Source organism: Amycolatopsis sp. lyj-112, assembly GCF_046549055.1.
In the GTDB taxonomy this organism is placed as follows: domain Bacteria; phylum Actinomycetota; class Actinomycetes; order Mycobacteriales; family Pseudonocardiaceae; genus Amycolatopsis.
Map to the genome: position 1 here is coordinate 358051 of NZ_JAJPWS010000002.1, position 25908 is coordinate 383958.

Below are 25908 nucleotides of genomic sequence, written 5' to 3' on the forward strand. Positions count from 1 at the left end.
GGGCCGGTTTCGTGGCAAGCTGCCTAGAGAATCCAGTCGGAGGTGGGCATGCCGTACGAGGTCCAGGGCGTCGTTTCTCGCGCCAAGGGTGAACCGGTCTCGCTGGAGTCCGTGACGGTGCCCGATCCCGGCCCCGGCGAGGCCGTCGTCGCGGTCAAGGCGTGCGGTGTCTGCCATACCGACCTGCACTACCGGCAGGGTGGGATCAACGACGAGTTCCCGTTCCTGCTCGGCCACGAGGCCGCGGGTTTCGTGGAGGCCGTCGGCGAGGGCGTCACGGATCTCGAACCGGGCGACTACGTGATCTTGAACTGGCGCGCGGTCTGCGGCACCTGCCGGGCGTGCCGCCGGGGCAAGCCCTGGTACTGCTTCTCCACGTTCAACGCCGCGCGACCGATGACACTGGCCGACGGCACCGCCCTGTCGCCCGCGCTCGGCGTCGGCGCCTTCCTCGAGAAGACGCTCGTCCACAGTGGACAGTGTACGAAGGTCGACCCCGCCGCCGAGCCCGCCGTCGCCGGCCTGCTCGGCTGCGGAGTGATGGCAGGTCTCGGCGCGGCACTGAACACCGGCGCGGTGAGCCGCGGCGATTCCGTCGCCGTCATCGGCTGCGGCGGCGTGGGTGACGCGGCCATCGCCGGGGCGAACCTGGCCGGGGCGAAGACCATCATCGCCGTCGACACCGACGACCGGAAACTGGCCTGGGCCAAGGACTTCGGGGCCACGCACACGCTGAACAGCAAGGGGCTGAGCGAAGACCAGGTCGTCGAGGCGATCCAGTCGTACACCGACTCGTTCGGCGCGGACGTCGTGATCGACGCGGTCGGCAGGCCGGAAACCTGGCGGCAGGCCTTCTATGGTCGCGATCTGGCCGGCACCGTCGTGCTCGTCGGCGTCCCCACCCCGGACATGCGCCTGGACCTGCCGCTGATCGACTTCTTCTCGCGTGGCGGCACGCTCAAGTCGTCGTGGTACGGCGATTGCCTGCCTTCCCGCGATTTCCCGATGCTGATCGACCTCTACCTGCAGGGCAGGCTCCCGCTCGACAAGTTCGTCACCGAGCGGATCGCCCTCGACGGCGTGGAAAAGGCCTTCGAGCGCATGCACCACGGCGACGTCCTCCGCAGCGTGGTGACGTGGTGAAGCTCTTCACGGACGCCGATTTCCCGGCCGACCCGTACCCGGGCGCGCGTCCCGAGCACTCTTTCGTCCATTTCGACGGCGCCGGGCACAGCCTGGACACCGCGCCGGAAGGCTGGCGCGAACGTCAGGCCGTGCTCGCCTACGGATCGAACGCCTGCCCGTCCAAGATCACCTGGCTGCGGGAGAACATGGGGCTGCGGGGGCCGGTCGTGGTCTGCCACGCGCGCTGCGCGGACATCGCCGCGGTGTGGGCGTCCGGTCTGCGGTTCCGGGACGGGCAGCGGCCGGCCACGCTCGCCGCCGCCCCCGGGGTCGTCGAGGAGCACGCGGTCTGGTTCGCGTCCCCCGAGCAGCTCGCCGTACTCGACAAGTGCGAGGGCAACGGACAGCGCTATCGCCTGGTGCGCCTCACCTCCCCGGCCATCACCCTCGACGACGGGACCGTGCTCGACGACGTCGTGGCCTACGTCGGTGTCGCGGACATCCGCCTGCCGATCCTGGTGGACGGGCTGCACATCCGCGTCGCCGACCTCGAGCAGCGCAGAGCCGCCGCGCTGCAAGGGATCCCGGCCCGGACGCACGGCATCGAATGCACGCTGATCGACGCCGGGGCCCTGGTCAAAGAAGCTTCCCGGGATTGAGGATCCCGGTCGGGTCGACGGCCTTCTTCGCCGCTCGCAGCACTTCGACGCCGATCTCGCCGATCTCCGCCGCCAGATAGGGCGCGTGATCGACGCCGACGGCGTGGTGGTGCGAGATGGTGCCGATCCCGGTGATCGCCTCCGACGCCGCCGCCTTGGCCCGTTTCCACTGGCCGATCGGGTCGGCCTCGTCGCGTGCGGTGAGGACGGTGAAGTACAGCGACGCGCCCGTTTCGTAGGCGTGCGAGACGTGGCACATGATGATCGCCGAGCCGAGTGTGGCGGTGATCGCCGCCCGCACCGCGTCACGCAGGTCACTCAATTCCGCCCAGTAAGCGGCCGTTTCCAGGGTTTCGACGCAGACGCCGTTGTCCATCAAGGCATCCCGCTGCCGCGGCCCGGAGAACCGGCCACGCCGCCAGGATTCGCCGAGCGTCCGCCCGATGCGGACGGCGCCGAAAGCGTCGAGCACCCGGGTGGTGTCCTGGCGGCGTCGTGAGATCTCGTGCTTCGACGCGCCTTCCCAGCCGACGATCAGCAGGCACGGATTCGCCACCCCGCGCGCACGGAGATACCGGCGCAACGCCTTGGTCTTCCAGCTGTCGTTGAGCGCCAGCGAAACTTCGCTTTCGTCCACATCGGACAGCCGGGTGACGTCCGCGAGCGCGTGCCGCTGGGCCAGTTCGCGCACCGCGGCGGTGCCGTTGTCCCAGCCGTCGAGCACGTAGCCCTCGTAACGGCGGATCTCCGGCACCGGGCGCACGCGCAGGGCGACCTCGGTGATCACGCCGAGCGCGCCCTCGCTGCCGACGGCGAGGTGCCGCAGGTCGGGTCCGGCCGCCGACGCCGGCGCGACGCCGAGTTTCCATTCCCCGCGCGGAGTCGCGAGCCGGACACCCGAAACCATGTCCTCGAACCGGCCGTATCCCGCCGACGCCTGCCCGGCGGACCGGGTCGCGGCGAAGCCGCCGATGGTCGCGCGTTCGTAGGACTGGGGCACGTGCCCGAGGGTGAAACCGTGCGCGGCGAGCAGCCGTTCGGCCTCGGGGCCGGTGACGCCCGCCTGCAGGACCGCGATCCGCGAAAGGGGGTCGACCGAGACCAGTTCGCCGAGCCGGGTGAGGTCGAGCGCGATCACCGCGCTCTTGTCGCCGCGCAGCGCCGAAACCCCGCCGACCACCGAGGTCCCGCCGCCGAACGGCACCACACCGACGTCGTGACGGGCACAGATTTCCAGTACGGACTGGACTTCGCCGGGATTTTCCGGCAGGACGACCGCGTCCGGTACCGGAAGATCACCGAACCCCCGGCGCCGCAACAGGTCCAGGTAGGACAGCCCGCTCGCCCTCGCGAGCCGCTCGCCTGCCTCGACCAGGACGTGCTCGATGCCGACAAGGTCCTCGATGTCTCGTTTCGCCTGTTCGCTCAGCGCCGAATCGGCCACGGTCAGCGCGGAATCCGGTGCAAAGGGCGCTGCCGGGCCCATGGGGCCGATACGCTGGACGAGCCACCTGAGAGCCTTCACGGGAAGGTGTGCCGCGTCACCGGCCTCGGCCGTCCACGATCGTCTTAACCGGTGGTCAATAGGCTCCGTCACGACTACAGTGTTACATATGGACGTAAAACGTCACTCACCTGCGGAAACAGGCGTCTCGGCGCTGGCGGACACCCGATCCCGCCAGGCCTCGACACGCGTGTCCGACGACGTTCTGCTCGACGCGGCGAAGAAGTGCGTTCTCGCCGTCGGCGTGAGGCGGACCACACTCGCCGAGATCGCGCGGACCGCGAAAGTCAGCCGGATGACCGTCTACCGACGGTTCCCCGACGTACGCAGCGTGCTCGCGACCTTGATGACCCGCGAGTTCGGCGGTCTGCTGCAGGGCGCCGCCGAACCGGGCGACGAACCGGCCAACCACCGCGAGCGGCTCGTCCGGAGTTCCGCGGCCGCGGTCGGCGCGCTTTCGGGCGATCCGCTGTTCCGGACGCTCCTGGACCTCGATCCCGAACTCGTCCTGCCCTACATCGTGGAGCGGCTCGGCAAGACCCAGCGGTTCGCCGAGGGCGTGATCCTGCATCTGCTGCAGGGCGGCCACGACGACGGCTCGATCCGTAAGGGCGACCTGCCCTCGCAGGCACGCACCCTGCTGATGCTGATCCAGTCCTTCGCGTTCTCCTACCGCCCCGCGACGGCGGATGTGAACGAAGACGACCTGATGGCGGAGTTCACCCACGTGCTCGACGCGGCGCTGCGCCCGTGATGCCGGGCTCGCTCAACGCCGCGCGCCGCGAGAGGGAACTCGAGGCACTGGCCGGTGGGGAGCGGGTCGATCTGGCGGTGATCGGTGGTGGCGTCACGGGTGCGGGGATCGCGCTGGACGCGGCCGCGCGCGGGCTCTCGGTGGTCTTGATCGAGGCCTACGACCTGGCGTACGGGACGTCGCGCTGGTCGAGCAAGCTGGTCCACGGCGGGCTCCGCTACCTCGCCAAGGGCGACCTGGCGCTGGCGCACGAGAGCGCCGTCGAACGCGGGATCCTGATGATGCGGACGGCGCCGCATCTCACCCGCGCGATCCCGCAACTGTTCCCCCTGTACAGCCGCACCTCCCGCGGCCAGCAGGCGTTCATCATGACCGGGCTGCTCGCCGGCGACGGTCTCCGCCGCGCGGCCGGGACCCCCGCGTCCGTGCTGCCGCGGCCGAGGTCGATCCCCACCACGGAAGCCTTGGCACTCGCCCCCGGCCTGTCCCCCAAGGGCCTGCGGGGCGCGCTGCTGGCCTACGACGGCGCGCTGACCGACGACGCGCGGCTCGTGGTGAGCCTGGCGCGCACGGCGGCGTCACGCGGCGCGAAGATCCTCACCAGGGTCGAGGCCCTGCGGCTCGACGCGGATTCGGTGCTGGCGCGTGACCGGCTGACCGGGCGTGAAGTGCGGATCCAGGCCACGCAGGTCATCAACGCGACCGGCGTCTGGGCGGGCGAACTGGCGGAATCCGTGCGGTTGCGGCCGTCCCGCGGCTCCCATCTCGTCCTCTCCTCCGGTGCGGCGCAGATCGGCGCGACGTCGGTGAACGTGCCCGTCCCCGGCGAGAACAACCGCTTCGTCTTCCTGCTGCCCCAACCGGACGGGCGCGTGTTCGTCGGCGTCACCGACGAGCCCACCGACGGCCCCGTCCCGCGGATACCGACCGTGCCGGAGTCCGATGTGGACTTCCTGCTCGAAGTGGCGTCGACGGCGTTCACCCGCCCGCTGGCCCGCGCCGACGTCGCCGGTTCGTTCGCCGGGCTCCGGCCGCTGGTCGAAGGCAGTGGCGGGAGAAGCGCGGACCTGTCTCGCAAGCACGCGGTGGTGACCGGCGCCGACGGCGTGCTCACCATCGTCGGCGGCAAGCTGACGACGTACCGGAAGATGGGCGAAGACGCCGTCGACGCCGCGTTGAAGCAGTCCGGGCTCCACGCCGGGCCTTCGACGACGTCCCGGCTCCCCCTCCTGGGCGCCGCACCTCGGGTCCGTCTGTCCACTGTGGATGCCCCGGCCCGGCTCGTGGCGAAGTACGGCACCGAGGCGCCCCGGATCGCCGCGCTCGGCGAGGTCGACCCGGAACTGGGCCTGCCGCTGTTCGGCGGGACCGAGATCAGCGCGGCCGAGGTCGTCTGGGCCGTGCGGCACGAGGGAGCGCTCGACGTCGAGGACGTCCTGGAGCGCCGCACCCGGCTCGGCCTGGTCGCCGCCGATGCCGAGGCCGCGCGCTCCCGGGTCCAGGAACTCGTCGACAAGTCGCTCGCCGGCCTCCCCTGACCCAGACCGCAAGTAGAGGACTAATGGCGAACTAAACGCGCCCTAAACTTGACGAGTCGTTGGGTTTTTGCAACAGTATGTTCCATGAGTCCGGTCAGACGCGGCAAAGAGCTGCCGATCTACAACCGGCTACCCGTACTCCGGGCGGAGCGCGGGCTGAGCAGGGCCGCCCTCGCGGTGGCGGTCGAGGTCAACCCGCAGACCATCGGCGCGCTCGAGCGGGGAGACCACTACCCCAGCCTCGACCTCGCGTTCCGCATCTGCACGGTGTTCGATCTCCCGGTCGAAGCCGTGTTCAGCCGCGAACCGTTCACACCACTGTCCACTCAGGTCTACCGGGAGGGGGGAGCATGACCGAGAAGCGAGGTCGCCTCGCGACCTACTGGGAACGACAGCAGGAGCGCTGGGACGAGGTGGAACGCAAACGGGCTCTCCGGCTGCCGACCTGGCGCACGCGTAAGCGCCGCCGGATCCTGGGCGTGCTCGTGGTGATCGGCGACCTGATCCTGATCGCCGGGGCCGCCCTTTTCCACTCTGATCCGTCGCCGCTCTTCGTGCTCTGCTGGTTCGGCGGCTGTGTCGTCGCCGGAACCGCCCACTTCCTGCTGCGGATCCTCACCGGCAAGATGAGCGGCGGGCTCTCGCTGCGGCTCGACGAACGCGAGCGGGAATGGCGCCACCGCGTCACCTTCACCAGCTATCAGGTCCTGGTCACGCTGATGCTGATCTCGGTGGTCTACGGCCTGATCATCTCCGGCGCGGAGGACGGCGGCGGCCGCGGTGCGATGATGGCCTGCGCACTGCTGGTCACCGGCACCACACTGGGCACCGCCATCCTGGGCTGGACACTGCCGGACGACGACCCCGAAGACTTCGACGAGTTCACTGAGGACGTGAGTCCGGTATGACGATCACCCGGACGCGCTCGGACCGCCGTCGCTTCGCCGTCGCGGCGGTGATCGGCCACCTGGTCCTGATCGCCGGTGCCGCCCTGCTCCGCGAGCCGACGCTGTGGTTCGCCGTCGGCCTGATGGTGCCCGGTCTGTGTCTCTGCGTCGGCACCACGGCCGTGCTGCGCAAGGCCGTCGGAAGACCCGGTTCCGCGGCGAGCGACCTCGACGAGCGCGAACTGCTGCTGCGCAACCGCGCGCACTACAGCGCCTTCCAAGGGATCTGTGTCCTGATGGTGGTGGATCTCGTCTACGGTCTCTACGCGGCCGGGCAGCCGGACGCCGGTTCCCTGCTGTCGTCGATGACGGCGGCGTTGCTCGTGCTCGGAACGTCACTGCCGGCGCTGTCGCTGGCGTGGACGCTGCCCGACGACGATCCAGAAGACTTCAGTGACTTCAGAGACTCCGACGAGGAAGTGAGTCCGGCATGACCGGGAACAAGCGGCGATACCGGATCGCGATCGGGGCGGTCGCCCTCGTGGTGGTGGCGGGCGGCGTGTTCGCCGGTGCGGGACGGGCCGTCCTGCTGTACCGGGCGACGTCGGTGATGAGCAACGTCGATCTGGACGGATTGGTCGAGCGAAACCGCACGGTCTCCAGTGTCCACAGGGGAATCACGGCGCTGGTGCGGTTCTTCGAGGAGGGGAAACAGAAATGACCGAGGGGAAACTGGAGATCGATCGGGTCTCCAAGAGCTACGGCACCAAGAAGGCCCTGGACGGGGTCAGTTTCGACGTGCGGCCCGGTGAGCTGTACGGGTTCGTCGGGAGCAACGGCGCGGGCAAGACCACCACGATGCGGATCATCCTGGGTGTGCTGGCCGCCGACTCCGGGGAAGTGCGGTTCTCCGGCGCGCCGATCACGCACGAGACCCGCACGCATATCGGGTACATGCCGGAAGAACGCGGGCTGTACCCGAAGATGAAGGTGCTGGAGCAATTGGTCTATCTCGCCGAACTGCACGGGATGTCGGCCAACGACGCCCACCGCAGCGCGGAGAACTGGATCACCCGGCTCGGCCTCGCCGAACGCCGCAAGGACGAGGTCCAGAAACTGAGCCTGGGCAACCAGCAGCGCGTCCAGCTAGCCGCCGCGCTGGTGCACGACCCCCGCGTGCTGGTGCTGGACGAGCCGTTCTCCGGCCTCGACCCGCTGGCCGTGGACGTGATGAGCGGTGTGCTGCGGGAGAAGGCCGCGACCGGCGTGCCGGTGGTGTTCTCCAGTCACCAGCTGGATCTGGTCGAGCGGCTGTGCGACCGGGTCGGCATCATCCGAAGTGGACAGATGGTCGCCTCGGGCACGGTCACCGAACTGACCGCCGGGGCGGGCAACGGCCTCGTCGTCACCGCACCCGGCTCCGCGCCCGGCTGGGCCGCCGCCGTACCCGGTGTCCGGGTGGTCGAACAGACCGGCCCGAAGACCGTGCTCGAACTCGACGCCCACGCCGACGACCAGGCCGTGCTGGCCGCGGCGCTGGCCACCGGTCCGGTCACCGAGTTCACCAGGCGCAGGCGTTCGCTGACCGAGCTGTTCCGCGACGCCGTCGCCGAAAAGCCCGCCACACAAGGAGTTTCTTCATGAACACCGTATCGTCGTGGCGCGCGGTGTGGCTCATCGCCAGGCGCGAGCTGAACACCCGCCTGCGTACCCGTTCCTTCTTGATCGGCACCGCCGCGCTGCTGGTGGTCCTGATGGGCTATGTCCTGCTGCAGGCGACGCTGATCAGCTCCGAGGACAAGAGCAAGATCGGGCTCACCGGGCAGACCGCCGGGATCGCGCAACAACTCCAGGTCGCGGGCGAACAGCTCGGCGAGAAGATCGAGACCGTCACGGTCACCGATCCGGCGCAGGGCCGTGCACAGGTCGAGAACGGTGATCTCGACGCGATGCTGTCCGGCAACGCGGCCGAGCTGAAAGTGCTCGTCAAATCCGAACTGGGCACGAAGCTGCGCGCCCTGCTGAACGGCGTTTCCCAGCAGGAAGTACTCAAAGGCAAGCTGTCCGAATCCGTGGAGAACCCGGACCAGGTGCTGCGCACGGTCGCCGAAACACAGGTCGAGGTCGACTCGATCAAACCGCCGGACCCGGAGAAGGCCCAGCGGATGGTGATCGGGCTGATCGTGGCCGTGCTGCTCTACATGAGCATCGTGACCTACGGGACGCTGGTGGCCCAGGGCGTTGTCGAGGAGAAGTCCAGCCGGGTCGTGGAGATCCTGCTGTCCACCGTCCGGCCGTGGCATCTGTTGCTGGGCAAGGTGATCGGGCTCGGCCTCGTCGGCCTGACACAGCTGGTGATCATCGGTGGCGCCGGATTCGTCGTCGCGTCGGCGACCAACGTCCTGACGCTGTCCGGCGTCGCGACGGGCGCGCTGCTGTGGGGCGTCGTCTGGTACCTGCTCGGTTTCCTGTTGTACGCCACCATCTACGGCGCGATGGGTTCGCTCGTCTCCCGCCAGGAGGACACGCAGTCGGTGATCGGGCCGGTCAACATCGTGCTGATCCTCGGCTTCGTCGTCGGGTTCAATCTGCTGACACAGTCCCCGGACGGCACCGGCACGAAGATCCTTTCGCTGGTACCGCTGCTTTCCCCGGTGCTGATGCCCGCCCGGATCGCTTCGGGTTCGGCCGAGGTGTGGGAGATCGTGCTGTCGCTGGGCCTGACGGCGGCCGCCATCGTCCTGTTCACCTGGCTGGGCGCGCGGATCTACCAGAACAGCGTCCTGCGGGTCGGGAGCCGGATCAAGCTCACCGACGCCCTGCGCGGCTGAGCACTTGCGGTTTGCGCGTGAGGGCCACCCTCAGGGACTCTGAGTCCCTGAGGGTGGCCCTCACGCGCTTTCAGCTGCCTTTGATGGCGCCGTAGCGCTCCAGGGCGACTTGGCGTTCGGTGGCGTGGTCGACCATCGGCGCGGGATAGTCACGGACGCCGTCCGGTTTGTGCGTGGACTTCCCTTGCAGGGAGCGGAGTTCGGGGACGTAGCGGCGGACGTACTCGCCGGAGGGATCGAACTTCTCGCCCTGCGTGGCCGGATTGAAGACCCGGAAGTACGGCGCGGCGTCGGTGCCGCTGCCGGCGACCCACTGCCAGTTCAGCTGGTTCGACGCGAGATCGCCGTCGACGAGGTGCTTCATGAAGTGCCGCGCGCCCAGCCACCACGGCAGATGCAGGTCCTTCACCAGGAAACTCGCCACGATCATCCGGACGCGGTTGTGCATCCAGCCTTCGGCGAGCAACTGGCGCATCCCGGCGTCGACGATCGGGAATCCGGTGCGCCCCGCACACCAGCGCTCGAAGGCCTCGGGGTCGTTCTCGTACTCGATGGCGTCGAACCGCGGATCGTAGTTCTTCCGCGCGGTTTCGGGCCGGTTCCACAGGACGTCGGCGTGGAACTCGCGCCAAGCGAACTCGCCGCGCAACGACTTCGCCCCGGATCCCTCGTTCCCGGCGATATCGGCCAGCAGGGTGCGCGGGTGGACGCAACCCCAGCGCAGGTACGGCGAGATCCTTGTCGTACCAGGGCGATCCGGGCGGTCACGGTCTTCGTCGTAGGTCTCGAGACCGTCGTCCAGGAACTCGTGCCAGCGGTCCAGCGCCGCCTTCTCACCGGGCTCCGGCAGCTCCATCCCCTTGAGGGACGGCGATTTCGGGAGTTTCACCGATCGCGGCGGCTCCGCCCAGTCCACTATGGACTTTCCGGTGTCCGCGGGACGCGGCCAGCCGTGTCGCGCCCACGCGCGATAGAACGGGGTGAACACGCGATAGGGATCGCCGTCCGGTTTGGTGACGCGGCCGGGTGTGATCGCGTACGAGGACCCCGTCTCCACCCAGGCGATGTCGTTGTCCGCCAACGCCTTCGCGACGGCGTCGTCCCGGCGGCGACCGTACGGCCCGGTGTCCGCGCTGACGTGCACGGCCGCGGCACCGACGCTCCGCGCGGCCTTGACGACCTCCTGGACCGGGTCGCCCTTGACGAGCATCAGCCGCCCGCCGAGTTGTTCGTCCAACGCCTTCAAGCAGCCGTGGAGGAACGCCACGCGAGGGGCGCCGGACGGCTTGAGGAGCGCGTCGTCGAGGACGTACAGCGCGAGGACGTGCTTACTGTGCTTCGACGCCTCCAGCAGGGCGGCGTGGTCACCGAGGCGGAGGTCGCGGCGGAACCACAGCACTACGGGAGCTTCTTTGGTCACTCGGGAAACCCTAAGCGCGAGCCTGGTTCCCCGCAGTCCCGGATGCTATGAACGGGCCTTTCCTTGCAAAATTTGCAAGGAAAGGCCCGTTCATAGCACTTGCCGAAGCCGGGATCAGCGCTCCGAGATCGGCGTGTAGTTCCGCTCCGCGGAGCCGGTGTAGATCTGCCGCGGACGGCCGATCTTGGTGGCCGGGTCCTGGATCATCTCGCGCCAGTGCGCGATCCATCCGGGAAGGCGGCCGAGCGCGAACAGCACGGTGAAGTACTTCGTCGGGAAGCCGAGCGCCCGGTAGATCAGACCGGTGTAGAAGTCGACGTTCGGGTACAGCTTCCGCTCGATGAAGTAGTCGTCCGAGAGCGCGGTCTCTTCCAGCTTCTTCGCGATGTCGAGCAGCTCGTCGCCGCCCTTGAGCTTGGAGAGGATCTCGTCCGCGGTGTTCTTGATGATCTTCGCGCGCGGGTCGTAGTTCTTGTAGACCCGGTGCCCGAAGCCCATCAGGCGGACACCCTTTTCCTTGTTCTTCACGCGGGTGACGAAGTTCGCGACGTCGCCGCCCTCGGCCTTGATGCCCTCGAGCATGTCCAGCACCGCACTGTTGGCGCCACCGTGCAGCGGGCCGAAGAGCGCGTTGATGCCGGCCGAGATGCTGGCGAACAGGTTCGCCTCGGAGGAGCCGACGAGACGCACGGTCGAGGTGGAGCAGTTCTGCTCGTGGTCGGCGTGCAGGATGAACAGCAGGTCGAGCGCCTTGGCGACGTCCGGGTCGACCTCGTAGGGCTCGGCCGGGAAGCCGAAGGTCATCCGCAGGAAGTTCTCGACCAGGCCGAGCGAGTTGTCCGGGTACAGCAGCGGCTGGCCGACGGACTTCTTGTACGCGTACGCGGCCAGGGTCGGGACCTTGGCCAGCAGGCGGATGGTGGACAGCTCCACGTTCGGTTCGTCGAACGGGTTGAGCGAGTCCTGATAGAAGGTCGACAGCGCCGATACCGCGCTGGAGAGCACCGGCATCGGGTGCGCGTCGCGCGGGAAGCCGCTGAAGAAGGCCTTGAGGTCCTCGTGCAGCAGGGTGTGACGCTGGATCTTCTCGGTGAACTCGGCCAGCTGCGTCTCGGTGGGCAGCTCGCCGTAGATGAGCAGGTAGGAGACCTCGATGAAGGTCGACTTCCCGGCCAGCTGCTCGATCGGGTAGCCGCGGTAGCGCAGGATGCCGGCGTCACCGTCGATGTAGGTGATGGCCGAAGACGCGGCGCCGGTGTTCACGAACCCCGGGTCGTGGGTGATGTACCCGGTCGTCGCCAGCAGCTTCCCCAGCTCGATCCCAGGCGCGCCCTCGACAGGGTGGATCACCTTGAACTCGTGCTCGCCATTGGGCAGGCGGAGCGTCGCGGTCTCGCCGGACTGCCCCGCAGCCGTCGTCGCGTCGGACATGTAAGTCCCTCTCACGTTCAGCACGGGCCGGCGGCGCCTGTAGGTTCCACAGGTACGCCCTCTTTAACGCGCGTGACCCATGGCCTCGCTGCACACCGCCCCGCTGGGGTATGAATTCCCCACCACGCTAGTCGAGAATGGGGTCAACGCGCAGCGGGTGAGTTGCTCACAACCGCCCCTTTGGGACCAGGTTCACACGGCGGACGCCATATCTTCGGCCGTCGGCGGTTCGGCCCCACTCCGCGAGACGGTGATCGACGCCGCTTTCGCCGCGAATTCGAGTGCCGAACGCCAGCCGTCAGCGTCGAGTGTGGACAAATCGCGCACCTCGTTCGAGTACAGCCACGCGAGCAAAGCACCCTGAACCGTGTCACCTGCACCGATCGTGTCCACGACGGCGACTCGGCGTGACGGGACCTGCGCGATTTCCCCCGCCTGTGTGATGACGGACAACCCCTGCGAGCCACGGGTCAGCACGACGGCGTCGACTCCGTAAGAGGTCCAGACCTTTGCCGCGTCGACCGGATCAGCGCCCTCGGCGAGCCATTCCGTGTCATCGTCGGAGATCTTGAGCAGCCGGACATGCGGCAGCCAGGAGGTGAAACGGGCCCGGTACGCCGCCGGGTCGGTGATCAACGCCTCACGGATGTTCGGGTCGAGGACGGTCAGGACGCCGCGGGCGGATTCACGGCGCAACACCGTTTCGTAGGTGCTCACCCCCGGTTCGAGGACCATGCCGAGCGTGCCCAGCGAGAGCGCCGTCACATGCTCCGGCAAGGGACCGGGATCGCCGACCAGCCTGTCCGCGGTGCCCTCGGTGTAGAAGGTGTACCGCGCGGAACCCTTTTCGTCGAGCGCGACCACGGCCAGCGTCGTCGGCTCGTTTCCCCGCTGCAGCAAGGCGGTGTCGACACCGGAGGCGTGCAGCCGGTCCACGAGCGCGATTCCGAAACGGTCTTCCGAGACCCGCGAGAAGAAGCCCGTGGGCACACCGAGCCGCCCTGCGGCGAGCGCGACGTTGTAGGGACCACCACCCATCCGGGGCAGCAGCGCGCGCAGGCCACCGTCCACAGTGGAATCCAATGGTTCACCGGGAACGAGGTCGACCAGCGCCTCTCCACCTACGACGATCACGGGCGCGATGCTAGCCGAGCCCCCGGTTCCACCACCACAATTGTCATTTCAGGACATTTTCGGTGCCAGGCCGCCGAGGAGCAGTTCCGACAAAGCGGTGAACGCCTCGGCGTCGGTCACCCCGGCGCGCTGGCCGAGCACCCCGGTCTGGATTCCTTCGATGATCAGCCCCGCCATTTCGGCGATCAGCGGCGCGTGCACCTCGCGGAAAACGCCGTCGGTGACGCCGCGATCGATGAACGACCGGATCCGGGCGGCCGCCGCACGGCTGTTGAGCTGATACGCGTCCCGCGCCGGCGCGAATTCGGCGATGTCGTTCATGAACGCCGCCGACGCGCGATTCAGGTATTCGGAGATGCCCGCGAGGTACTCGCCGAGGATCTTGCGGGCGTCGTCGATCCCGGCGATCCGCTCCTCCAGCAGTTCGGCGGCGCCCTTGAAGAAGTGGGCGACGACCTTGACCGCGAGTTGCTCCTTGCTGGGGGCGAGCGCGTACAGGGTGGACTTCGAGCAGCGCAGCCTGGCGGCGAGGTCGTCCAGCGTGAACTGGGAAAAGCCTTCGGTGAGGAAGAGGGCTTCGAGTTCCGAAAGCAACGCCCGCTGACGTGCGGTGGGCTGGCGACGGGGGACCCTGCTCTCGGTCATCAGATCACTATCCCCTACGCGGATGGTGTCTCCTCAGAGAGTCGTACTGTACTCTCAACGAGCCCACAGTACTGTTTTGAGTACAGTTCAGCTCGGAGGAGCCATGCCGGCGGACCGTCTGCTGCCCAGCACCGAGGCCAGGGATCTGATCGACCTGGCCAAGGAGATCGCGCGCGAAGAGCTCACCCCGATCGCGAGCAAGTACGAGGAAACGGCCCACTTCCCGCGCGAGCAGTTCCGGCTGCTCGGCAACGCCGGACTGCTCGGCCTCCCGTACTCGGAGCGCTGGGGTGGCGGCGAACTGCCGTACGAGGTCTACCTGCAGGTGCTGGAGGAGATCGCGGCCGCGTGGATGTCGGTCGGCGTCGGCCTGTCGGTGCACACGATGTCCTGCTTCGCGCTGGCGCACCACGGCACCGACGCGCAACGCGACCGCTGGCTGCCCGGAATGCTGGAGGGCGACTTGCTGGGCGCGTACGCGCTGTCGGAGACCCACGCCGGTTCCGACGCCGCCGCCCTCTCGACCCGCGCGCGGCTCGACGGCGGCCAGTACGTCGTGAACGGCACGAAGGCTTGGATCACCCATGCGGGTGAGGCCGACTTCTACACGACCATGGTGCGCACCAGCGACGACGGCAGCCAGGGCATCTCCTGCCTCCTTGTCGACGCGTCGACTCCGGGCCTCTCGGCCGCGCCGCCCGAGCGGAAAATGGGCCTCACCGGCTCGACCACCGCGCAGCTGATGTTCGACGACTCGCCGGTCGACGCCGACCGGCGGATCGGCGAGGAGGGCCAGGGACTGAAGATCGCGCTGTCGTCCCTCAGCTCCGGACGGCTGGGTATCGCCGCGTGCGCCGTCGGGCTCGCGCAGGCCGCACTGGACGAAGCGCTCGAGTACGCGAAGAGCCGTACACAGTTCGGTCGGCCGATCATCGAGTTCCAGGGCCTGGAGTTCCTGCTGGCCGACATGGCCGCGATCGTCGAGACGTCCCGCGCGATGTACCTCGACGCCGCCCGCCGCCGTGACCGCGGCCTGCCGTTCCAGCGGCAGGCGTCGATCGCGAAGCTCGTCGCGACCGACGGCGCCATGAAGGTGACCACCGACGCGGTGCAGGTCCTCGGCGGCGCCGGGTACACGAAGGACTTCCCGGTGGAGCGGTACATGCGGGAGGCCAAGGTGCCGCAGATCTTCGAGGGCACGAACCAGATCCAGCGCATGGTCATCGCGCGGGAACTACGCAAGGCCTCCTGACTTTCCGTACTGACATGATCACCAGGGGTCACCAGGGAAGCGTGAGACACTGTGGAAGACGTGAGGAGACGCCGTGACAGCCCTTCCCGATTCCACGACCGGGTCGCACGGTGAATCAGGGTGGGCCATCCCGGATCACCTGCTGTCGGTCGCGGAGTACGCGGCACTCGGTGAGCCCGATTCCGGATTCACCGAGCTCGTGGAAGGCCGCCTTGTCATGTCGCCGAGTCCCAAGAGGAGACACAACAAGGCGCTCTACGCCTTGGCCAGGCAGCTGGAATCACAGCTGCCCGATCACCTTGAGTTCGTCCAGGACATCGACGTTGATCTGGGCCTGGTCCCGCCTGGTCAACCAGGTTTCGCCAGGCGGCCGGATCTGATCATCGCCCGCCGGCAAGCAGGCGAGCGGATCGACGCGGAAGACACCATGTATCACGCCGACGACGTTGTCGTCGTGGTCGAGATCGTGTCACCAGGCTCGAAGCGCACCGACTACGTGACCAAACACGGCGAATACGCCGACGCGGGGATTCCCCACTACTGGATCGTGGACCTCAGCGAGCCCGTCTCCCTGGTCTCCTGTCACCAGGCGGGCGAGCTCGGCTACCAAGACGCCCCGGCCGCGACCGGTGAATTCGGCGCTGCCGAACCGTTTCCGGTGAAACTGGATCTCGACCGGCTACTTTCCTAGCCGCACCGAGACGTTGTGAAAGCCACTTTCGCAACCTTGAACGTTGCGAAAGTGGCTTTCACGTCATCCGGCTTCAGTGGCCCCGCGGACCGAACTGCTGCGGCGGGCCTCCCTGCGACGGCGGCTGCTGCGGTTGCTGCGGCCATCCGGTCTGCTGCGGATAAGGCTGCTGTCCCGGTCCGGGATGCCACTGCGGCTCAGGCTGTCGCTGCGGGTGCTGCTGGACCATTTGGTTGCCGTACGGCTGCGGGTTTCCCGGCTGCTGCGGGAACCCCTGAGACTGTGGGACCCCCTGAGACTGTGGAAACCCCTGCTGCGGCGGGAATCCCGGCTGCGGCTGCGGTGGCGCATCCGGCCGGGCCGCCGCTTCGGCACGCGCCTTGCGCCGTTTCCCGCGGATCAGCATCGTCGCGCCCAAGCCGGTCAGCGCGACCCCGACCCCGATCATCCAGACCCCGTGAACGCGGAACGTCTCGGCCCGGGACTCGGCGGCGGCCTTCATCTCGTCATAGGTGTCCTCGCCGGTGCTGCGGCCGTTCTTGGTGGTCTCGCAGACGTCACCGGGCGACATGATCTTGCCGCCACATTTGATCATGTTCGGATTCTCGCGCGCGAACAGCGCGGAGACGACCAAGAAACCGATACCGACGATCAGGACAAAGACCCAGCGCTTCATGTGTTACACACCCTCCCCATGTGTAACACATGAGAGCACAGGTCACCGGCTCCTGGCAAGAGCGAAATCAGCCCTCGCGGTAGCGGCGCTCCTCGGCGACGCCGACGCCCGCCTCCTCGTCGAAGTGGTAGACCTCGCGGCCGCGCACGAACACCCGCATTGCGCGGTTCATCACATCCAACGGGTCACCCGACCAGAGGACGACGTCGGCATCGAGGCCCGGCTTCAGCGCGCCGACCTTGTCGTCGAGGTTCAGCATCGCCGCCGGGTTCACGGTCAGCGCCTTCAGCGCGGTCTCCGGGTCGAGGCCGTCCTTGACCGAAAGCGCCGCCTGGTACACCAGGAAGTTGATCGGCACGACCGGGTGATCCGTGGTGATCGCGATCCGCACCCCTGCCCTGGCGAGGATGCCGGGCGCGCGCAGGGTGCGGTTGCGCAGCTCCACTTTGGACTTGGTGGTGAACAGCGGCCCGAGGATCACCGGCACGTCCCGCTCGGCGAGCAGGTCGGCGATCAGGTGCCCTTCGGTGCCGTGGTTGATCACCAGGTTGTAGCCGAACTCGTCCGCCAGCCGGATCGCGGTGACCATGTCGTCGGCGCGGTGGACGTGCTGGTCCCAGAACAGCTCGCCGTCGAGCACCTTGGCCAGGGTCTCCTTGGTCAGGTCGACGTCGAACGGCTTGCCCTCGGCGGCGGCGTGGTCGCGCTGGGCGGCGTAGTTGCGCGCGGCGGTGAACGCGTCGCGGATGGTCGACGCGACGCCGAGCCTGGTCGACGGCGTCTGCTTCTTCTCGCCGTAGACCCGCTTCGGGTTCTCGCCGAGCGCGCTCTTCACGCTGACGTCCTCGGCGAAGATCATGTCGAGCACGGTCCGGCCCCAGGTCTTGACGCCGATCGTCTGCCCGCCGATGGGGTTCCCCGAGCCGGGCTTGATGACGACGCTCGTGACGCCGCCCGCGAGCGCGTCGTCGAATCCGGGCTCGAACGGGTCGATCCCGTCGACCGCCCGGAACCGCGCGCCGTTCGGGTCGGTCATCTCGTTGGTGTCGTTGCCCGACCAGCCTTCGCCGTCCTCGTGGACGCCGAGGTGGGCGTGCGCGTCGATGAACCCGGGCAGCACCCAGGAGCCCGCCGCGTCGATCAGCTCGGCGTCGTCGGGGACGTCGACGTCGGCATCGGTGCCGACCGCGACGATCTTTCCGTTCTCGATGAGGACCGTGCCGCCGTCGATGGGATCACCGTCGACGGGGACGACGTAACCACCGACGATGGCCTTGACCAGTGCTTTTTTCGACATGCTTTGACACGCTAACGAACTGCGTCCCCCGAACGCACGCGGGGCTTTTCAAAGTGGACGACCTCGTAGTGCAATTCGGGCGTCCGGTGCGTTTCGACGTAGCCGAGCTTCGGGTACATCCGCAGCGGGCCGACGCTCAGCTCCCCGGTGAACAGCCGGAACACGGTCACCTCGGACGGCATCACCGCCTCGGCGGCACGCAGCAGCGCGCTGCCCAGCCCGTGCCCCTGCCGGTCCGGCGCGACGACCAGCCTGCCGACGCGCCCCACCTCGCCGTCGGCGACGATCCGCACACTGGCCACCAGCCGGCCCGCTTCCCTGGTCCCCCAGGCGAAGCAGGCCGGCTGGTCGATCGCCGCCTTGAGCTGATCCAGCGTCTCGACCAGTGGCGGCAGGTCGAACGCGTTGTGCGCTCTCGCTTCCGGCACGTAGGCCGCGCGTTGCAGCGTCAAGATCTCCCCCGCGTCCGCGGGCCCCAGCCGGAGTGGAGTCATCAGCGCACCCGGATTCCCCAGCTCCCGGCCCACGAGGTGGCGGGCTCGAGCTCGATCAGATCGGTGCCGGTGTTGAGCGCGTCGGCGGGGCAGGTCATCGGCTCGATCGCGACGGCCCGGCCGCGGCCGGTCAGGTCGTCCGGAGTGAACACCTGCGCCCAGCGGAAGTCCGGCCCGGTCCAGACCAGCAGTTCCTGCTCGCCGTGGGAGAGGACGTGGTGGTGGTTGCCGTCGTCGGCCACGCTCAGGCCGCCGAACGCGGTGTCGAGGTCGACACCCTTCAGCACCCGTCCGGCACGGAAGTCGTACTCGGTGTCCTCGACGTCCTGCTCGTCGGCGTACGGCATCTGCTCGTCGCCGAGGTACGGCCGCACGCGGCTCGCGGGCAGCGTCAGGGTCAGCTCGTCGGTGGGCGTGTCACCGATGCGGAAGTACGGGTGCGTGCCGAGGCCGACGCCGATCGGGCTCTCGCCCTCGTTCCGGATCTCGTGCGTCACGACCAGCTCGCGCGGCGAGATCTCGTAGGTGATCGTCGCGCGCAGCGGCACCGGCCAGCCGTCCTGCGCCGGGACGTCGACGGCGAGGGTGATCGACGACTCCGCGTGCTCCAGGAGCTCCCACTCCTCGTGCCGGGTCAGGCCGTGGATCGCGTTGCCGCGCGCCTCCTCCGTGATCGGGAGCTGCTGCTTCTCGCCCTGGTGGACCCACTGGCCGGCCTTGGTGCGGTTCGGCCAGGGCAGGAGCACCTGGCCCGCGCCCTTCGGCGGCTTCTCGTCCTCGGCGAACGCCTCGACGTAGGGCACCCCGCCGACTTCGAACGCGCGCAGCCCGGCACCGATCTCGGTGACGACGGCGCGCGCGTTGCCGCGGGTGATCTCGAACTGCTCTCCGGTGGGATTGGCCATGCGGACGAGGTTACCGGCGGCCGCGGGGAAAGTAGTGTGGCGATGCCATGCCCGGACGAAGGAGACCGCCGCGATGAGTGTTCCCGGTTACCCCAGCACCGTCGGCCGGATCCTGGAGCGCAGTGCGCGCCGCGTCCCGGACCGGGTCGCGCTCACGTTCGCCGATCGCGTGTGGACCTACGCCGAACTGGACCGCGCCGCCGGCCGGGTCGCGGCGAAGCTGCTCGATCGCGGGCTCGTCCACGGTGACCGTGTCGCGGCCTTCGGCAAGAACTCCGACGCGTACCTGTTGCTGTACCTCGGTTGCGCGCGGGCCGGGCTGGTGCACGTGCCGGTGAACTTCAACGCGCGCGGCGAGGAACTGTCCTATCTGCTCACCCAGTCCGAGCCCGCGGTCGCGTTCGTCGATCCCGCACTGGCCGAGCTCGTCAAGACCGAACATACGTCCACTTTGGACGTCATCGCCTGGGCACTCGACGAAACCCTTGCCCCGCATGAGGAATCCGGCGTCGCCGATGACGACCTCGTGCAGCTTCTCTACACGTCCGGCACGACCTCGCGGCCGAAGGGCGCGATGCTCACCCATCGTGCGCTGGTCCACGAATACTCCTCCTGCATCGCCGCGCTCGACCTGAGCGACCGCGACGTGCCGCTGCACGCCCTGCCGCTGTACCACTCGGCGCAGATGCACGTGTTCCTGATGCCCGGCCTCGCCGTCGGCGCGACGAACCACCTCGTCGAGACACCGGATCTGGGCGACATCCTCGCGCGGATTCCGCGCCAGGGCGTCACTTCCCTGTTCTTCCCGCCGACGGTCTGGGTAGGACTCGCCAACCATCCCGGCCTCACGGACGCGGACCTGAGCAGCCTGACCAAGGCGTACTACGGCGCGTCGATCATGCCCGTGCCGGTGCTGAAAAAGCTGCGTGCGCAGCTGCCGGGCGTCGGGTTCTATAACTGTTTCGGGCAGTCGGAGATCGGTCCACTCGCGACGGTCCTGCGTCCCGAGGAACACGACGCGCGACCGGATTCCGTCGGCCGCCCGGTGTTGTTCGTCGAGACCCGGGTGGTGGACCCCGAGATGAACGACCTCTCGCCGGGCGAACTCGGCGAGGTCGTGTACCGCTCTCCGCAACTGTGCACCGGCTACTGGGGCAAACCCGAGGAATCGGTGGAGGCGTTCGAAGGCGGCTGGTTCCATTCCGGCGATCTGGTGCGCCAGGACGAAGAGGGCTACCTGTTCGTCGTCGACCGGATCAAGGACGTCGTCAACACCGGCGGTGTGCTCGTCGCGTCGCGCGAGGTGGAAGACGCGCTCTACGCCCATCCAGCGGTCGCCGAGGTCGCCGTCGTCGGCCTCCCGCACGAACGCTGGATCGAGGCGATCGCCGCGGTCGTCGTGCTGAAGGACGAGGCCGGCGAGGCCGAACTGATCGAGTTCGCCAAAGGATCACTGGCGGCGCACAAGGTTCCGAAGTCCGTGCATTTCGTCGGCGAATTGCCGAAGAACGCCTCGGGCAAGCTGCTGAAGAGGGAGCTGCGGCAGGAGTTCGGCGGGTCAGCGTCGGCACTCGGGCCCCCTACGTCCTAGCTTCGCGCGATCCTGACTGCTCGGCGCCTGCGGCTTCACTGCCCACCGACGACTTCGCGTGATTGGATGGGCAACACACGTGACCAGCCGGACAACTCACGTGATTGGACGGACAACTCGCGACAGAAACCTGGTTTCGCGGAAGATCTCCCATGCGTTGAATCCATCGGCGGCGTGCGGCTGACCGAGAGCGAGCCAGCTCGGATGCCGTGGGTCGTCGAGACAGTCGGCCAGTGCGCCGAAACGGGACGTGACTGGCAACGGCCCGGAAAACAGTTCATCAGGGTCGTCGACGAGCGAAGCCAGAAACGCGATGTCGGAGAGGTGACGACTCGGCAGACCGGGCTTCGCTGGTTCGTCGATCAGGGCTTTCCCGCGTAGGAAGCAGTGAGCGGCCGCGGATCGTCCAGCGCGGCCTTGCCGCCCGGGATCGGCACGATCTTCCCGGCCGGCGTTCGCAGCTTGGGAGCGGCCCGTGGCCCGAGATCATTACCGTGCAGCGGCGGCAAGGCCAGCGATCCCAGCCCGGATCGCGGTGCGGATTCGTTCATTCTCCGAGCTTATGCATCTTGCCCAAACGAGTGAGAAGTTGTTGCGCCGCAAGGACAGAGCGTTCGTCTCCAGCGTCGAGGAGGTCGGCCGCGACCGCCGCCGGGACCGCATATCCGTCGTGCCCCTCGACGCGCAGGACACCGGGGTGGCCGGGCACGCGGATCAGCGCATTGGGCTGATCGCTGTCCGTTCGAAGCCGCCGCGACCGGGCAAGCTCTTCGAACCGGGCAGCGTCCACATAGAACTCTTCGTCCGTGTCACCCGCCAGCAAATCGGAACCGTAGTGCCCGGCGGCCGCCGCGCCACTGACGGCGGCGTGCTCGTCACTCCGTAGCCTGGCGAGCGGCCCGGCGAGCATTCGCACCGGATACACGCTCGCGCGGCCGGAAAGCAGGCGCGGCCATTGGTCCGGCAGACGCTCTCGCGCATAGCTCCGAAGCCGAACCCGCTCCGAGGGCGACACCCACGGAGCCGTATGGCCGCTGAGCAGCCATAAGAGCCCCCACGCCATCCGCGAGGACAGCGGCCGACCGGGCGAGGGCTTCACGACGTTCTTCCGGTGCTCGACCGAACGGGCTTCGATCACTAGCTCGCGGCCGACGCGAACCGAGTCCAGCCGTCCAGAGTGCACCAGCTCACGGACTCTTTCACGTGAAATGCCCAGCGTCTGTGCAACCTGTGCCACCGGGAGCAGTTCGGCGGACCTCACCATCACCACTCACTTTCAGTCCGGCCACCATCTCCAGGCCATTTTACACAAACCCCCCTCAGTTATGGGTATTTGTGTAAATCTTACTAGACCGGTCGTCATAGTTTGAGCTACGGTGGTTCCATGGTCCGCCGCACCGATACCCGGCAGCGCATGCTCGATTCCGCCGCCGAGCTCTTCCATCAGCAGGGTTACCACGCCACCGGGCTCAATCAGCTGGTCGCCGCCGGTGGCGCCCCCAAGGGTTCGCTCTACTTCCATTTCCCCGGCGGCAAGGAGCAGCTGGCCACCGAGGCCATCCGCCAGTCCGCCGAGCGGCTGTGCGATCAGCTGCGCACGGTCGTCGCGAGCTCCCCCGACGTCGTCACCGGCATCGAGAACGTCATCGAGGCACTCGCCACCTCGTTGGAGGAGTCGAACTTCCAGCGCGGGTGTCCACTCGCGACTGTCGCACTCGATGTGGCGGGAGAGAGCGAGGCGATCCGTCAGGCCTGCGCCGACGGCTACAACTCCTGGCACACCCTCATCGCCGGAGCGCTCGACAGCGACAAGGCCGACGAACTCGCGACGGTCGTCCTCGCCGCCATCGAAGGCGGCCTGTTGCTGGCCAAGACGTTGCGCACCGCCGCGCCGCTGCGCGCGATGGCCCCCCACCTTCGCACCACACTCGAACAGGAGCTGTCCTGATGCGCGTCCACCACCTGAACTGCGGCACGATGCGGCCCCTCGGCGGCAAGCTCATCGACGGCAGGCCCGGGCTGTTCCGCCGCGCGGAACTGGTCTGCCACTGCCTCCTGCTGGAGACCGCGACCGGGCTCGTGCTCATCGAAACGGGCGTCGGCACACCGACCGTGACCAGACCGGCGGAGTGGCTCGGCTCCAGCTTCGTGCGCCTGGTGCACCCCACCAGCGACGACGATCTCAGCGCCACCACCCAGATCCGCAAGCTCGGCTTCGACCCGGCCGACGTGCGCGACATCGTGCTTACCCACCTCGACCTCGACCACGCGGGCGGGCTGGTCGACTTCCCGCAGGCCCGGGTCCACGTCCACGCCCGTGAACTGGAGGCGCTGGAGAAGCCGATCGACCGCAAGGAGGCAGGCCGCTACCGGAAGGTCCAGTTCAGCCACGGCCCGAACTGGAAGACCTACCGCGCCGACGGCGAGCCGTGGTTCGGTTTCGACGCCGTCCGCGAACTCGAAGGGGTTCCGGACGTGCTGATCATCCCGCTCGCCGGCCACACCCGCGGGCACGCCGGGATCGCGATCGACACCGGTGACGGCTGGCTCCTCAACGCCGGGGACGCTGTCTTCCACGGCGGTGAGCTGGAGCAAAAGCCTCACATCCCGTTCGCGCTGGGCTTCTTCGAGTCGTACATGCAGACGGAAAAGACTGCCCGACTGGACAACCAGCGCCGGCTGCGCGAACTTGTGGGTAACAACGGTGACGAAGTGACGGCCTTCGCCGCGCACGACATCACCGCATTCGAGCGGCTCAGCCAGAGGAGCAGGATATGAAGGTCCACCACCTGAACTGCGGCACCATGCGCGCACCAGGAGGCAAACTGCTCGACGGCCAGCCGGGTCTGCTGCGCCGCTCGGAGATGGTGGCGCACTGCCTGCTGATCGAGACCGGCGACGGGCTCGTGCTGGTGGACACCGGGTTCGGCCGTCAGGGCGTGGCGCGGCCGGGCGCGTGGCTCGGCGGGCCGTTCACGAAGATGGTCGGGGCGAAGCCGGTCGAGAACGAGACGGCCGCCCATCACGTCGAGGCGCTGGGTCACAAGCTGGAGGACGTCCGGCACATCATCTGCACCCACCTCGACGTCGACCACGCGGGCGGGCTCGCGGACTTCCCGAACGCCGTCGTGCACGTCCGCGCCGAGGAGCACGACGCGGCGACCTCACCGTCCAACGCGAGCGAGAAACTCCGCTTCCGCGCCAACCAGTTCGCACACCGTCCACTGTGGAGTCAGTACGACGAGGCCGGGGACGAGTGGTTCGGTTTCCAGGCGGTCCGCGAGCTCAAGGGTCTGCCGGCGGAGATCCTGCTGGTCCCGCTCGCGGGCCACACCAAGGGACATACGGGGGTCGCGGTCGACACCGGCGACGGCTGGCTGCTGCACGCGGGCGACGCGTATTTCTTCCACGGTCAGATGGATCCGGTGAAACCGCATTGCCCGCCGGGAATGACCGTGTTCCAGAACATGGTGCAGACGCTGCGCCGCCCACGGCTGGAGAACGTCGAGCGGCTGCGTGAGCTGGGCCGAGAACACGCCGACGAGGTCACCGTGTTCTCGGCCCACAGCCCGGTGGAATTCCAGGCACTCAGCCGGTGATCAGCCGACCGGCGGCTCGATGGGCTGCCGGTCCTCTTCCTTGTGTGTGGCCCGCATGACGAGCCAGTTGACCCCCCACAGCAGCACGCCGACGCCGAGCAGGATCGCGGCGACCTTGTAGTCGCGCGCGGGCCGCCCGGACAACGGCGTCACCAGGTAGAGACAGAAGATCGTGGCCAGCACCGGAATGATCGTCGGCGCACGGAAATGCTTGTGCGCCGATTTCTCCTTGCGCAGCACCAGAACCGCGACGTTGACGATGGCGAAGACCGCCAGCAGCAGCAACGCCGTGGTCCCGCCGAGCACGGCGATGTCCACGAAGTACACCAGGCCGATGGCGATGAGGCTGGTGAACACGATCGCCACCCACGGGCTGCGGCGGAACGGGTGCACCGTGCCCAGCTGCTTCGGGATGATCCGCTGGTTCGCCATACCGTAGAGGAGACGGCTGGCCATCAGCATGTTGATCAGCGCCGAGTTGACCACCGCGAAGAGACCGATCGCGGAGAAGATCTCACGCGGGAAGCCGGGCGCGCCGACGTCGAGCACCTTCAGCAGCGCACTGCTCTTGGCGGCCTCCAGATCGTCGGCGGGCACCAGCAGTGAAGAGGTCACGGAGACCAGGATGTAGATGGTCGCGGCGATGACCATGCCCCACAGCATCGCCTTCGGGAAGATCCGGATCGGGTCCTTGCACTCCTCGGCCATGTTCACCGAGTCCTCGAAGCCGACCATCGCGAAGAACGCCAGCGACGTCGCGGAAGTGATCGCCACCAGCATCGTCTGGTTCTCGGTGTCGAACTCGACCAGCCTCGACGCGTCCCCGTTGCCGTTCAGCACCGCCCACACGCCGACCCCGATGATGATCAGCAGACCCGCGATCTCGATGCAGGTCAGCACCACGTTGGTCTTCACCGATTCGGAGACCCCGCGGAAGTTGATCAGCGCGAGGCCGATCACGAACAGGATCGCCACCAGCGGCATCGGTGCGGGGATGAATTCCTTGAGGTAGGTCTCCCCGAACGCCTTCGCGGCGGACGAGGCCGAGGTGATCCCCGAGCACATCACCGTGAACGCGACCATGAAGGTGAAGAAGCGGATCTTGAACGCCTTGTGCGTGTACAGCGCCGCACCCGCCGCCTGCGGGTACTTCCCGACCAGTTCCAGGTAGCTGAACGCGGTCATGATCGCGATGATGAACGCGAGCAGGAACGGCAGCCACAGTGCGCCACCCACCCGCCCCGCCACTTGTCCGGTGAGCGCGTAGACGCCGGTTCCGATGATGTCCCCGACCACGAAGAACAGCAGTAGTTTGGAACCCATCACCCGCTTGAGACTTGGCTGACCGGCGGGACCGGTCTGTTCGGTTGTCGTTGTGTCCGCCATGCGGCAAGAGTGTGCCGCATCACGTCTGTGGCCGACAGTCCGGTTTGGTCAGTTCTTCGTCACGGGTTGGCGAAGTGTCCTTTTGGGTA

29 protein-coding genes are annotated in these 25908 nt (G+C 68.0%); 17 read left to right on the forward strand and 12 right to left on the reverse strand.

Features of this window, described 5'->3' with window-relative positions; translation table 11 throughout:
- The first annotated feature begins 48 nt into the window (after positions 1 to 48).
- Positions 49 to 1143, forward strand: a complete 1095-nt coding sequence (locus ACLJRL_RS08470) for an S-(hydroxymethyl)mycothiol dehydrogenase (RefSeq protein WP_410655516.1) — start codon at positions 49 to 51, stop codon at positions 1141 to 1143.
- Positions 1137 to 1784, forward strand: a complete 648-nt coding sequence (locus ACLJRL_RS08475) for a gamma-glutamylcyclotransferase family protein (protein ID WP_410655517.1) — start codon at positions 1137 to 1139, stop codon at positions 1782 to 1784. Before ACLJRL_RS08470 ends, ACLJRL_RS08475 begins: the two co-directional genes overlap by 7 nt.
- Here the strand turns inward: ACLJRL_RS08475 and ACLJRL_RS08480 are convergent.
- On the reverse strand, positions 1762 to 3381 hold the full coding sequence (locus ACLJRL_RS08480) for an FAD-binding oxidoreductase (RefSeq protein ID WP_410655518.1): 1620 nt from the start codon (positions 3379 to 3381) through the stop codon (positions 1762 to 1764). The genes ACLJRL_RS08475 and ACLJRL_RS08480 overlap by 23 nt on opposite strands.
- Positions 3382 to 3478: 97 nt before the next feature.
- Between ACLJRL_RS08480 and ACLJRL_RS08485 the strand changes: the two genes are divergently transcribed.
- The 8 genes from ACLJRL_RS08485 (at position 3479) to ACLJRL_RS08520 (ending at position 9298) form a co-directional block, all read left to right on the forward strand.
- The gene (locus ACLJRL_RS08485) at positions 3479 to 4042 is read left to right on the forward strand and encodes a TetR/AcrR family transcriptional regulator (RefSeq protein ID WP_410656152.1); all 564 of its coding nucleotides are present in this window, start codon (positions 3479 to 3481) and stop codon (positions 4040 to 4042) included.
- A complete protein-coding gene (locus tag ACLJRL_RS08490) occupies positions 4039 to 5580 on the forward strand; it encodes an FAD-dependent oxidoreductase (RefSeq protein ID WP_410655519.1) in 1542 nt (513 codons plus the stop codon). The genes ACLJRL_RS08485 and ACLJRL_RS08490 overlap by 4 nt, the downstream gene beginning before the upstream one ends.
- Positions 5581 to 5664: 84 nt before the next feature.
- On the forward strand, positions 5665 to 5934 hold the full coding sequence (locus tag ACLJRL_RS08495) for a helix-turn-helix transcriptional regulator (protein ID WP_410655520.1): 270 nt from the start codon (positions 5665 to 5667) through the stop codon (positions 5932 to 5934).
- On the forward strand, positions 5931 to 6488 hold the full coding sequence (locus ACLJRL_RS08500; RefSeq protein WP_410655521.1) for a hypothetical protein: 558 nt from the start codon (positions 5931 to 5933) through the stop codon (positions 6486 to 6488). Before ACLJRL_RS08495 ends, ACLJRL_RS08500 begins: the two co-directional genes overlap by 4 nt.
- Complete coding sequence (locus tag ACLJRL_RS08505) at positions 6485 to 6961, forward strand: hypothetical protein (protein ID WP_410655522.1); 477 nt, start codon at positions 6485 to 6487, stop codon at positions 6959 to 6961. The genes ACLJRL_RS08500 and ACLJRL_RS08505 overlap by 4 nt, the downstream gene beginning before the upstream one ends.
- Positions 6958 to 7188, forward strand: coding sequence for a hypothetical protein (locus ACLJRL_RS08510; protein WP_410655523.1), 231 nt, complete (start codon positions 6958 to 6960; stop codon positions 7186 to 7188). The genes ACLJRL_RS08505 and ACLJRL_RS08510 overlap by 4 nt, the downstream gene beginning before the upstream one ends.
- Positions 7185 to 8111 (forward strand): ABC transporter ATP-binding protein, encoded by a 927-nt coding sequence (locus ACLJRL_RS08515; RefSeq protein WP_410655524.1) that lies wholly within the window; start codon positions 7185 to 7187, stop codon positions 8109 to 8111. The genes ACLJRL_RS08510 and ACLJRL_RS08515 overlap by 4 nt, the downstream gene beginning before the upstream one ends.
- A complete protein-coding gene (locus tag ACLJRL_RS08520) occupies positions 8108 to 9298 on the forward strand; it encodes an ABC transporter permease (RefSeq protein WP_410655525.1) in 1191 nt (396 codons plus the stop codon). The genes ACLJRL_RS08515 and ACLJRL_RS08520 overlap by 4 nt, the downstream gene beginning before the upstream one ends.
- A 70-nt stretch (positions 9299 to 9368) precedes the next feature.
- Here ACLJRL_RS08520 and ACLJRL_RS08525 read toward each other — a convergent pair whose 3' ends face one another.
- From ACLJRL_RS08525 to ACLJRL_RS08540, 4 genes are all read right to left on the reverse strand, one after another.
- Positions 9369 to 10718: a cryptochrome/photolyase family protein gene (locus tag ACLJRL_RS08525; RefSeq protein ID WP_410655526.1), complete on the reverse strand. Its 1350-nt coding sequence runs from the start codon at positions 10716 to 10718 to the stop codon at positions 9369 to 9371.
- A gap of 114 nt (positions 10719 to 10832) precedes the next feature.
- Positions 10833 to 12149: a citrate synthase gene (locus ACLJRL_RS08530; RefSeq protein ID WP_410655527.1), complete on the reverse strand. Its 1317-nt coding sequence runs from the start codon at positions 12147 to 12149 to the stop codon at positions 10833 to 10835.
- 192 nt (positions 12150 to 12341) lie between these two features.
- A complete protein-coding gene (locus ACLJRL_RS08535; RefSeq protein WP_410655528.1) occupies positions 12342 to 13283 on the reverse strand; it encodes a carbohydrate kinase family protein in 942 nt (313 codons plus the stop codon).
- Between the two features lie 48 nt (positions 13284 to 13331).
- Positions 13332 to 13928 (reverse strand): TetR/AcrR family transcriptional regulator, encoded by a 597-nt coding sequence (locus tag ACLJRL_RS08540; protein WP_410655529.1) that lies wholly within the window; start codon positions 13926 to 13928, stop codon positions 13332 to 13334.
- 103 nt (positions 13929 to 14031) lie between these two features.
- On the opposite strand from ACLJRL_RS08540, the gene ACLJRL_RS08545 reads away from it, so the two are divergent.
- Both ACLJRL_RS08545 and ACLJRL_RS08550 read left to right on the forward strand, forming a co-directional pair.
- The gene (locus tag ACLJRL_RS08545) at positions 14032 to 15180 is read left to right on the forward strand and encodes an acyl-CoA dehydrogenase family protein (protein ID WP_410655530.1); all 1149 of its coding nucleotides are present in this window, start codon (positions 14032 to 14034) and stop codon (positions 15178 to 15180) included.
- Between the two features lie 73 nt (positions 15181 to 15253).
- Positions 15254 to 15871, forward strand: coding sequence for a Uma2 family endonuclease (locus tag ACLJRL_RS08550; RefSeq protein ID WP_410655531.1), 618 nt, complete (start codon positions 15254 to 15256; stop codon positions 15869 to 15871).
- Between the two features lie 73 nt (positions 15872 to 15944).
- Here the strand turns inward: ACLJRL_RS08550 and ACLJRL_RS08555 are convergent, their stop codons facing one another.
- The 4 genes from ACLJRL_RS08555 to ACLJRL_RS08570 all read right to left on the reverse strand — a co-directional run bounded on the left by ACLJRL_RS08555 (position 15945) and on the right by ACLJRL_RS08570 (position 19243).
- A complete protein-coding gene (locus ACLJRL_RS08555; RefSeq protein WP_410655532.1) occupies positions 15945 to 16547 on the reverse strand; it encodes a hypothetical protein in 603 nt (200 codons plus the stop codon).
- Between the two features lie 67 nt (positions 16548 to 16614).
- Entirely contained in the window at positions 16615 to 17844 is a 1230-nt protein-coding gene (locus ACLJRL_RS08560; RefSeq protein ID WP_410655533.1) for an amidohydrolase, read from the reverse strand.
- Between the two features lie 11 nt (positions 17845 to 17855).
- The gene (locus ACLJRL_RS08565; RefSeq protein ID WP_410655534.1) at positions 17856 to 18338 is read right to left on the reverse strand and encodes a GNAT family N-acetyltransferase; all 483 of its coding nucleotides are present in this window, start codon (positions 18336 to 18338) and stop codon (positions 17856 to 17858) included.
- Positions 18338 to 19243, reverse strand: coding sequence for an aldose 1-epimerase family protein (locus ACLJRL_RS08570; RefSeq protein WP_410655535.1), 906 nt, complete (start codon positions 19241 to 19243; stop codon positions 18338 to 18340). The genes ACLJRL_RS08565 and ACLJRL_RS08570 overlap by 1 nt, the downstream gene beginning before the upstream one ends.
- 73 nt (positions 19244 to 19316) lie before the next feature.
- On the opposite strand from ACLJRL_RS08570, the gene ACLJRL_RS08575 reads away from it, so the two are divergent.
- Together ACLJRL_RS08575 and ACLJRL_RS08580 are read left to right on the forward strand one after the other, a co-directional pair.
- A complete protein-coding gene (locus ACLJRL_RS08575; protein WP_410655536.1) occupies positions 19317 to 20834 on the forward strand; it encodes a fatty acyl-CoA synthetase in 1518 nt (505 codons plus the stop codon).
- 66 nt (positions 20835 to 20900) lie between these two features.
- Positions 20901 to 21215, forward strand: a complete 315-nt coding sequence (locus ACLJRL_RS08580; protein WP_410655537.1) for a hypothetical protein — start codon at positions 20901 to 20903, stop codon at positions 21213 to 21215.
- On the opposite strand, the gene ACLJRL_RS08585 is transcribed toward ACLJRL_RS08580, so the two are convergent.
- Together ACLJRL_RS08585 and ACLJRL_RS08590 are read right to left on the reverse strand one after the other, a co-directional pair.
- The gene (locus ACLJRL_RS08585; RefSeq protein ID WP_410655538.1) at positions 21197 to 21385 is read right to left on the reverse strand and encodes a hypothetical protein; all 189 of its coding nucleotides are present in this window, start codon (positions 21383 to 21385) and stop codon (positions 21197 to 21199) included. The two genes, ACLJRL_RS08580 and ACLJRL_RS08585, sit on opposite strands and share 19 nt — an antisense overlap.
- Positions 21382 to 22098, reverse strand: a complete 717-nt coding sequence (locus tag ACLJRL_RS08590; protein WP_410655539.1) for a helix-turn-helix domain-containing protein — start codon at positions 22096 to 22098, stop codon at positions 21382 to 21384. Before ACLJRL_RS08590 ends, ACLJRL_RS08585 begins: the two co-directional genes overlap by 4 nt.
- 120 nt (positions 22099 to 22218) lie before the next feature.
- Here ACLJRL_RS08590 and ACLJRL_RS08595 point away from each other — a divergent pair, with 120 nt between their 5' ends.
- Genes ACLJRL_RS08595 through ACLJRL_RS08605 form a run of 3 tightly spaced genes read left to right on the forward strand, consistent with a single transcriptional unit; the run spans position 22219 to position 24433 of the window.
- The gene (locus tag ACLJRL_RS08595; protein ID WP_410655540.1) at positions 22219 to 22782 is read left to right on the forward strand and encodes a TetR/AcrR family transcriptional regulator; all 564 of its coding nucleotides are present in this window, start codon (positions 22219 to 22221) and stop codon (positions 22780 to 22782) included.
- Positions 22782 to 23612, forward strand: a complete 831-nt coding sequence (locus ACLJRL_RS08600) for an MBL fold metallo-hydrolase (RefSeq protein WP_410655541.1) — start codon at positions 22782 to 22784, stop codon at positions 23610 to 23612. Before ACLJRL_RS08595 ends, ACLJRL_RS08600 begins: the two co-directional genes overlap by 1 nt.
- Positions 23609 to 24433 (forward strand): MBL fold metallo-hydrolase, encoded by an 825-nt coding sequence (locus tag ACLJRL_RS08605; protein WP_410655542.1) that lies wholly within the window; start codon positions 23609 to 23611, stop codon positions 24431 to 24433. The genes ACLJRL_RS08600 and ACLJRL_RS08605 overlap by 4 nt, the downstream gene beginning before the upstream one ends.
- On the opposite strand, the gene ACLJRL_RS08610 is transcribed toward ACLJRL_RS08605, so the two are convergent.
- The gene (locus ACLJRL_RS08610) at positions 24434 to 25819 is read right to left on the reverse strand and encodes an APC family permease (RefSeq protein ID WP_410655543.1); all 1386 of its coding nucleotides are present in this window, start codon (positions 25817 to 25819) and stop codon (positions 24434 to 24436) included.
- Positions 25820 to 25908 lie beyond the last annotated feature (89 nt).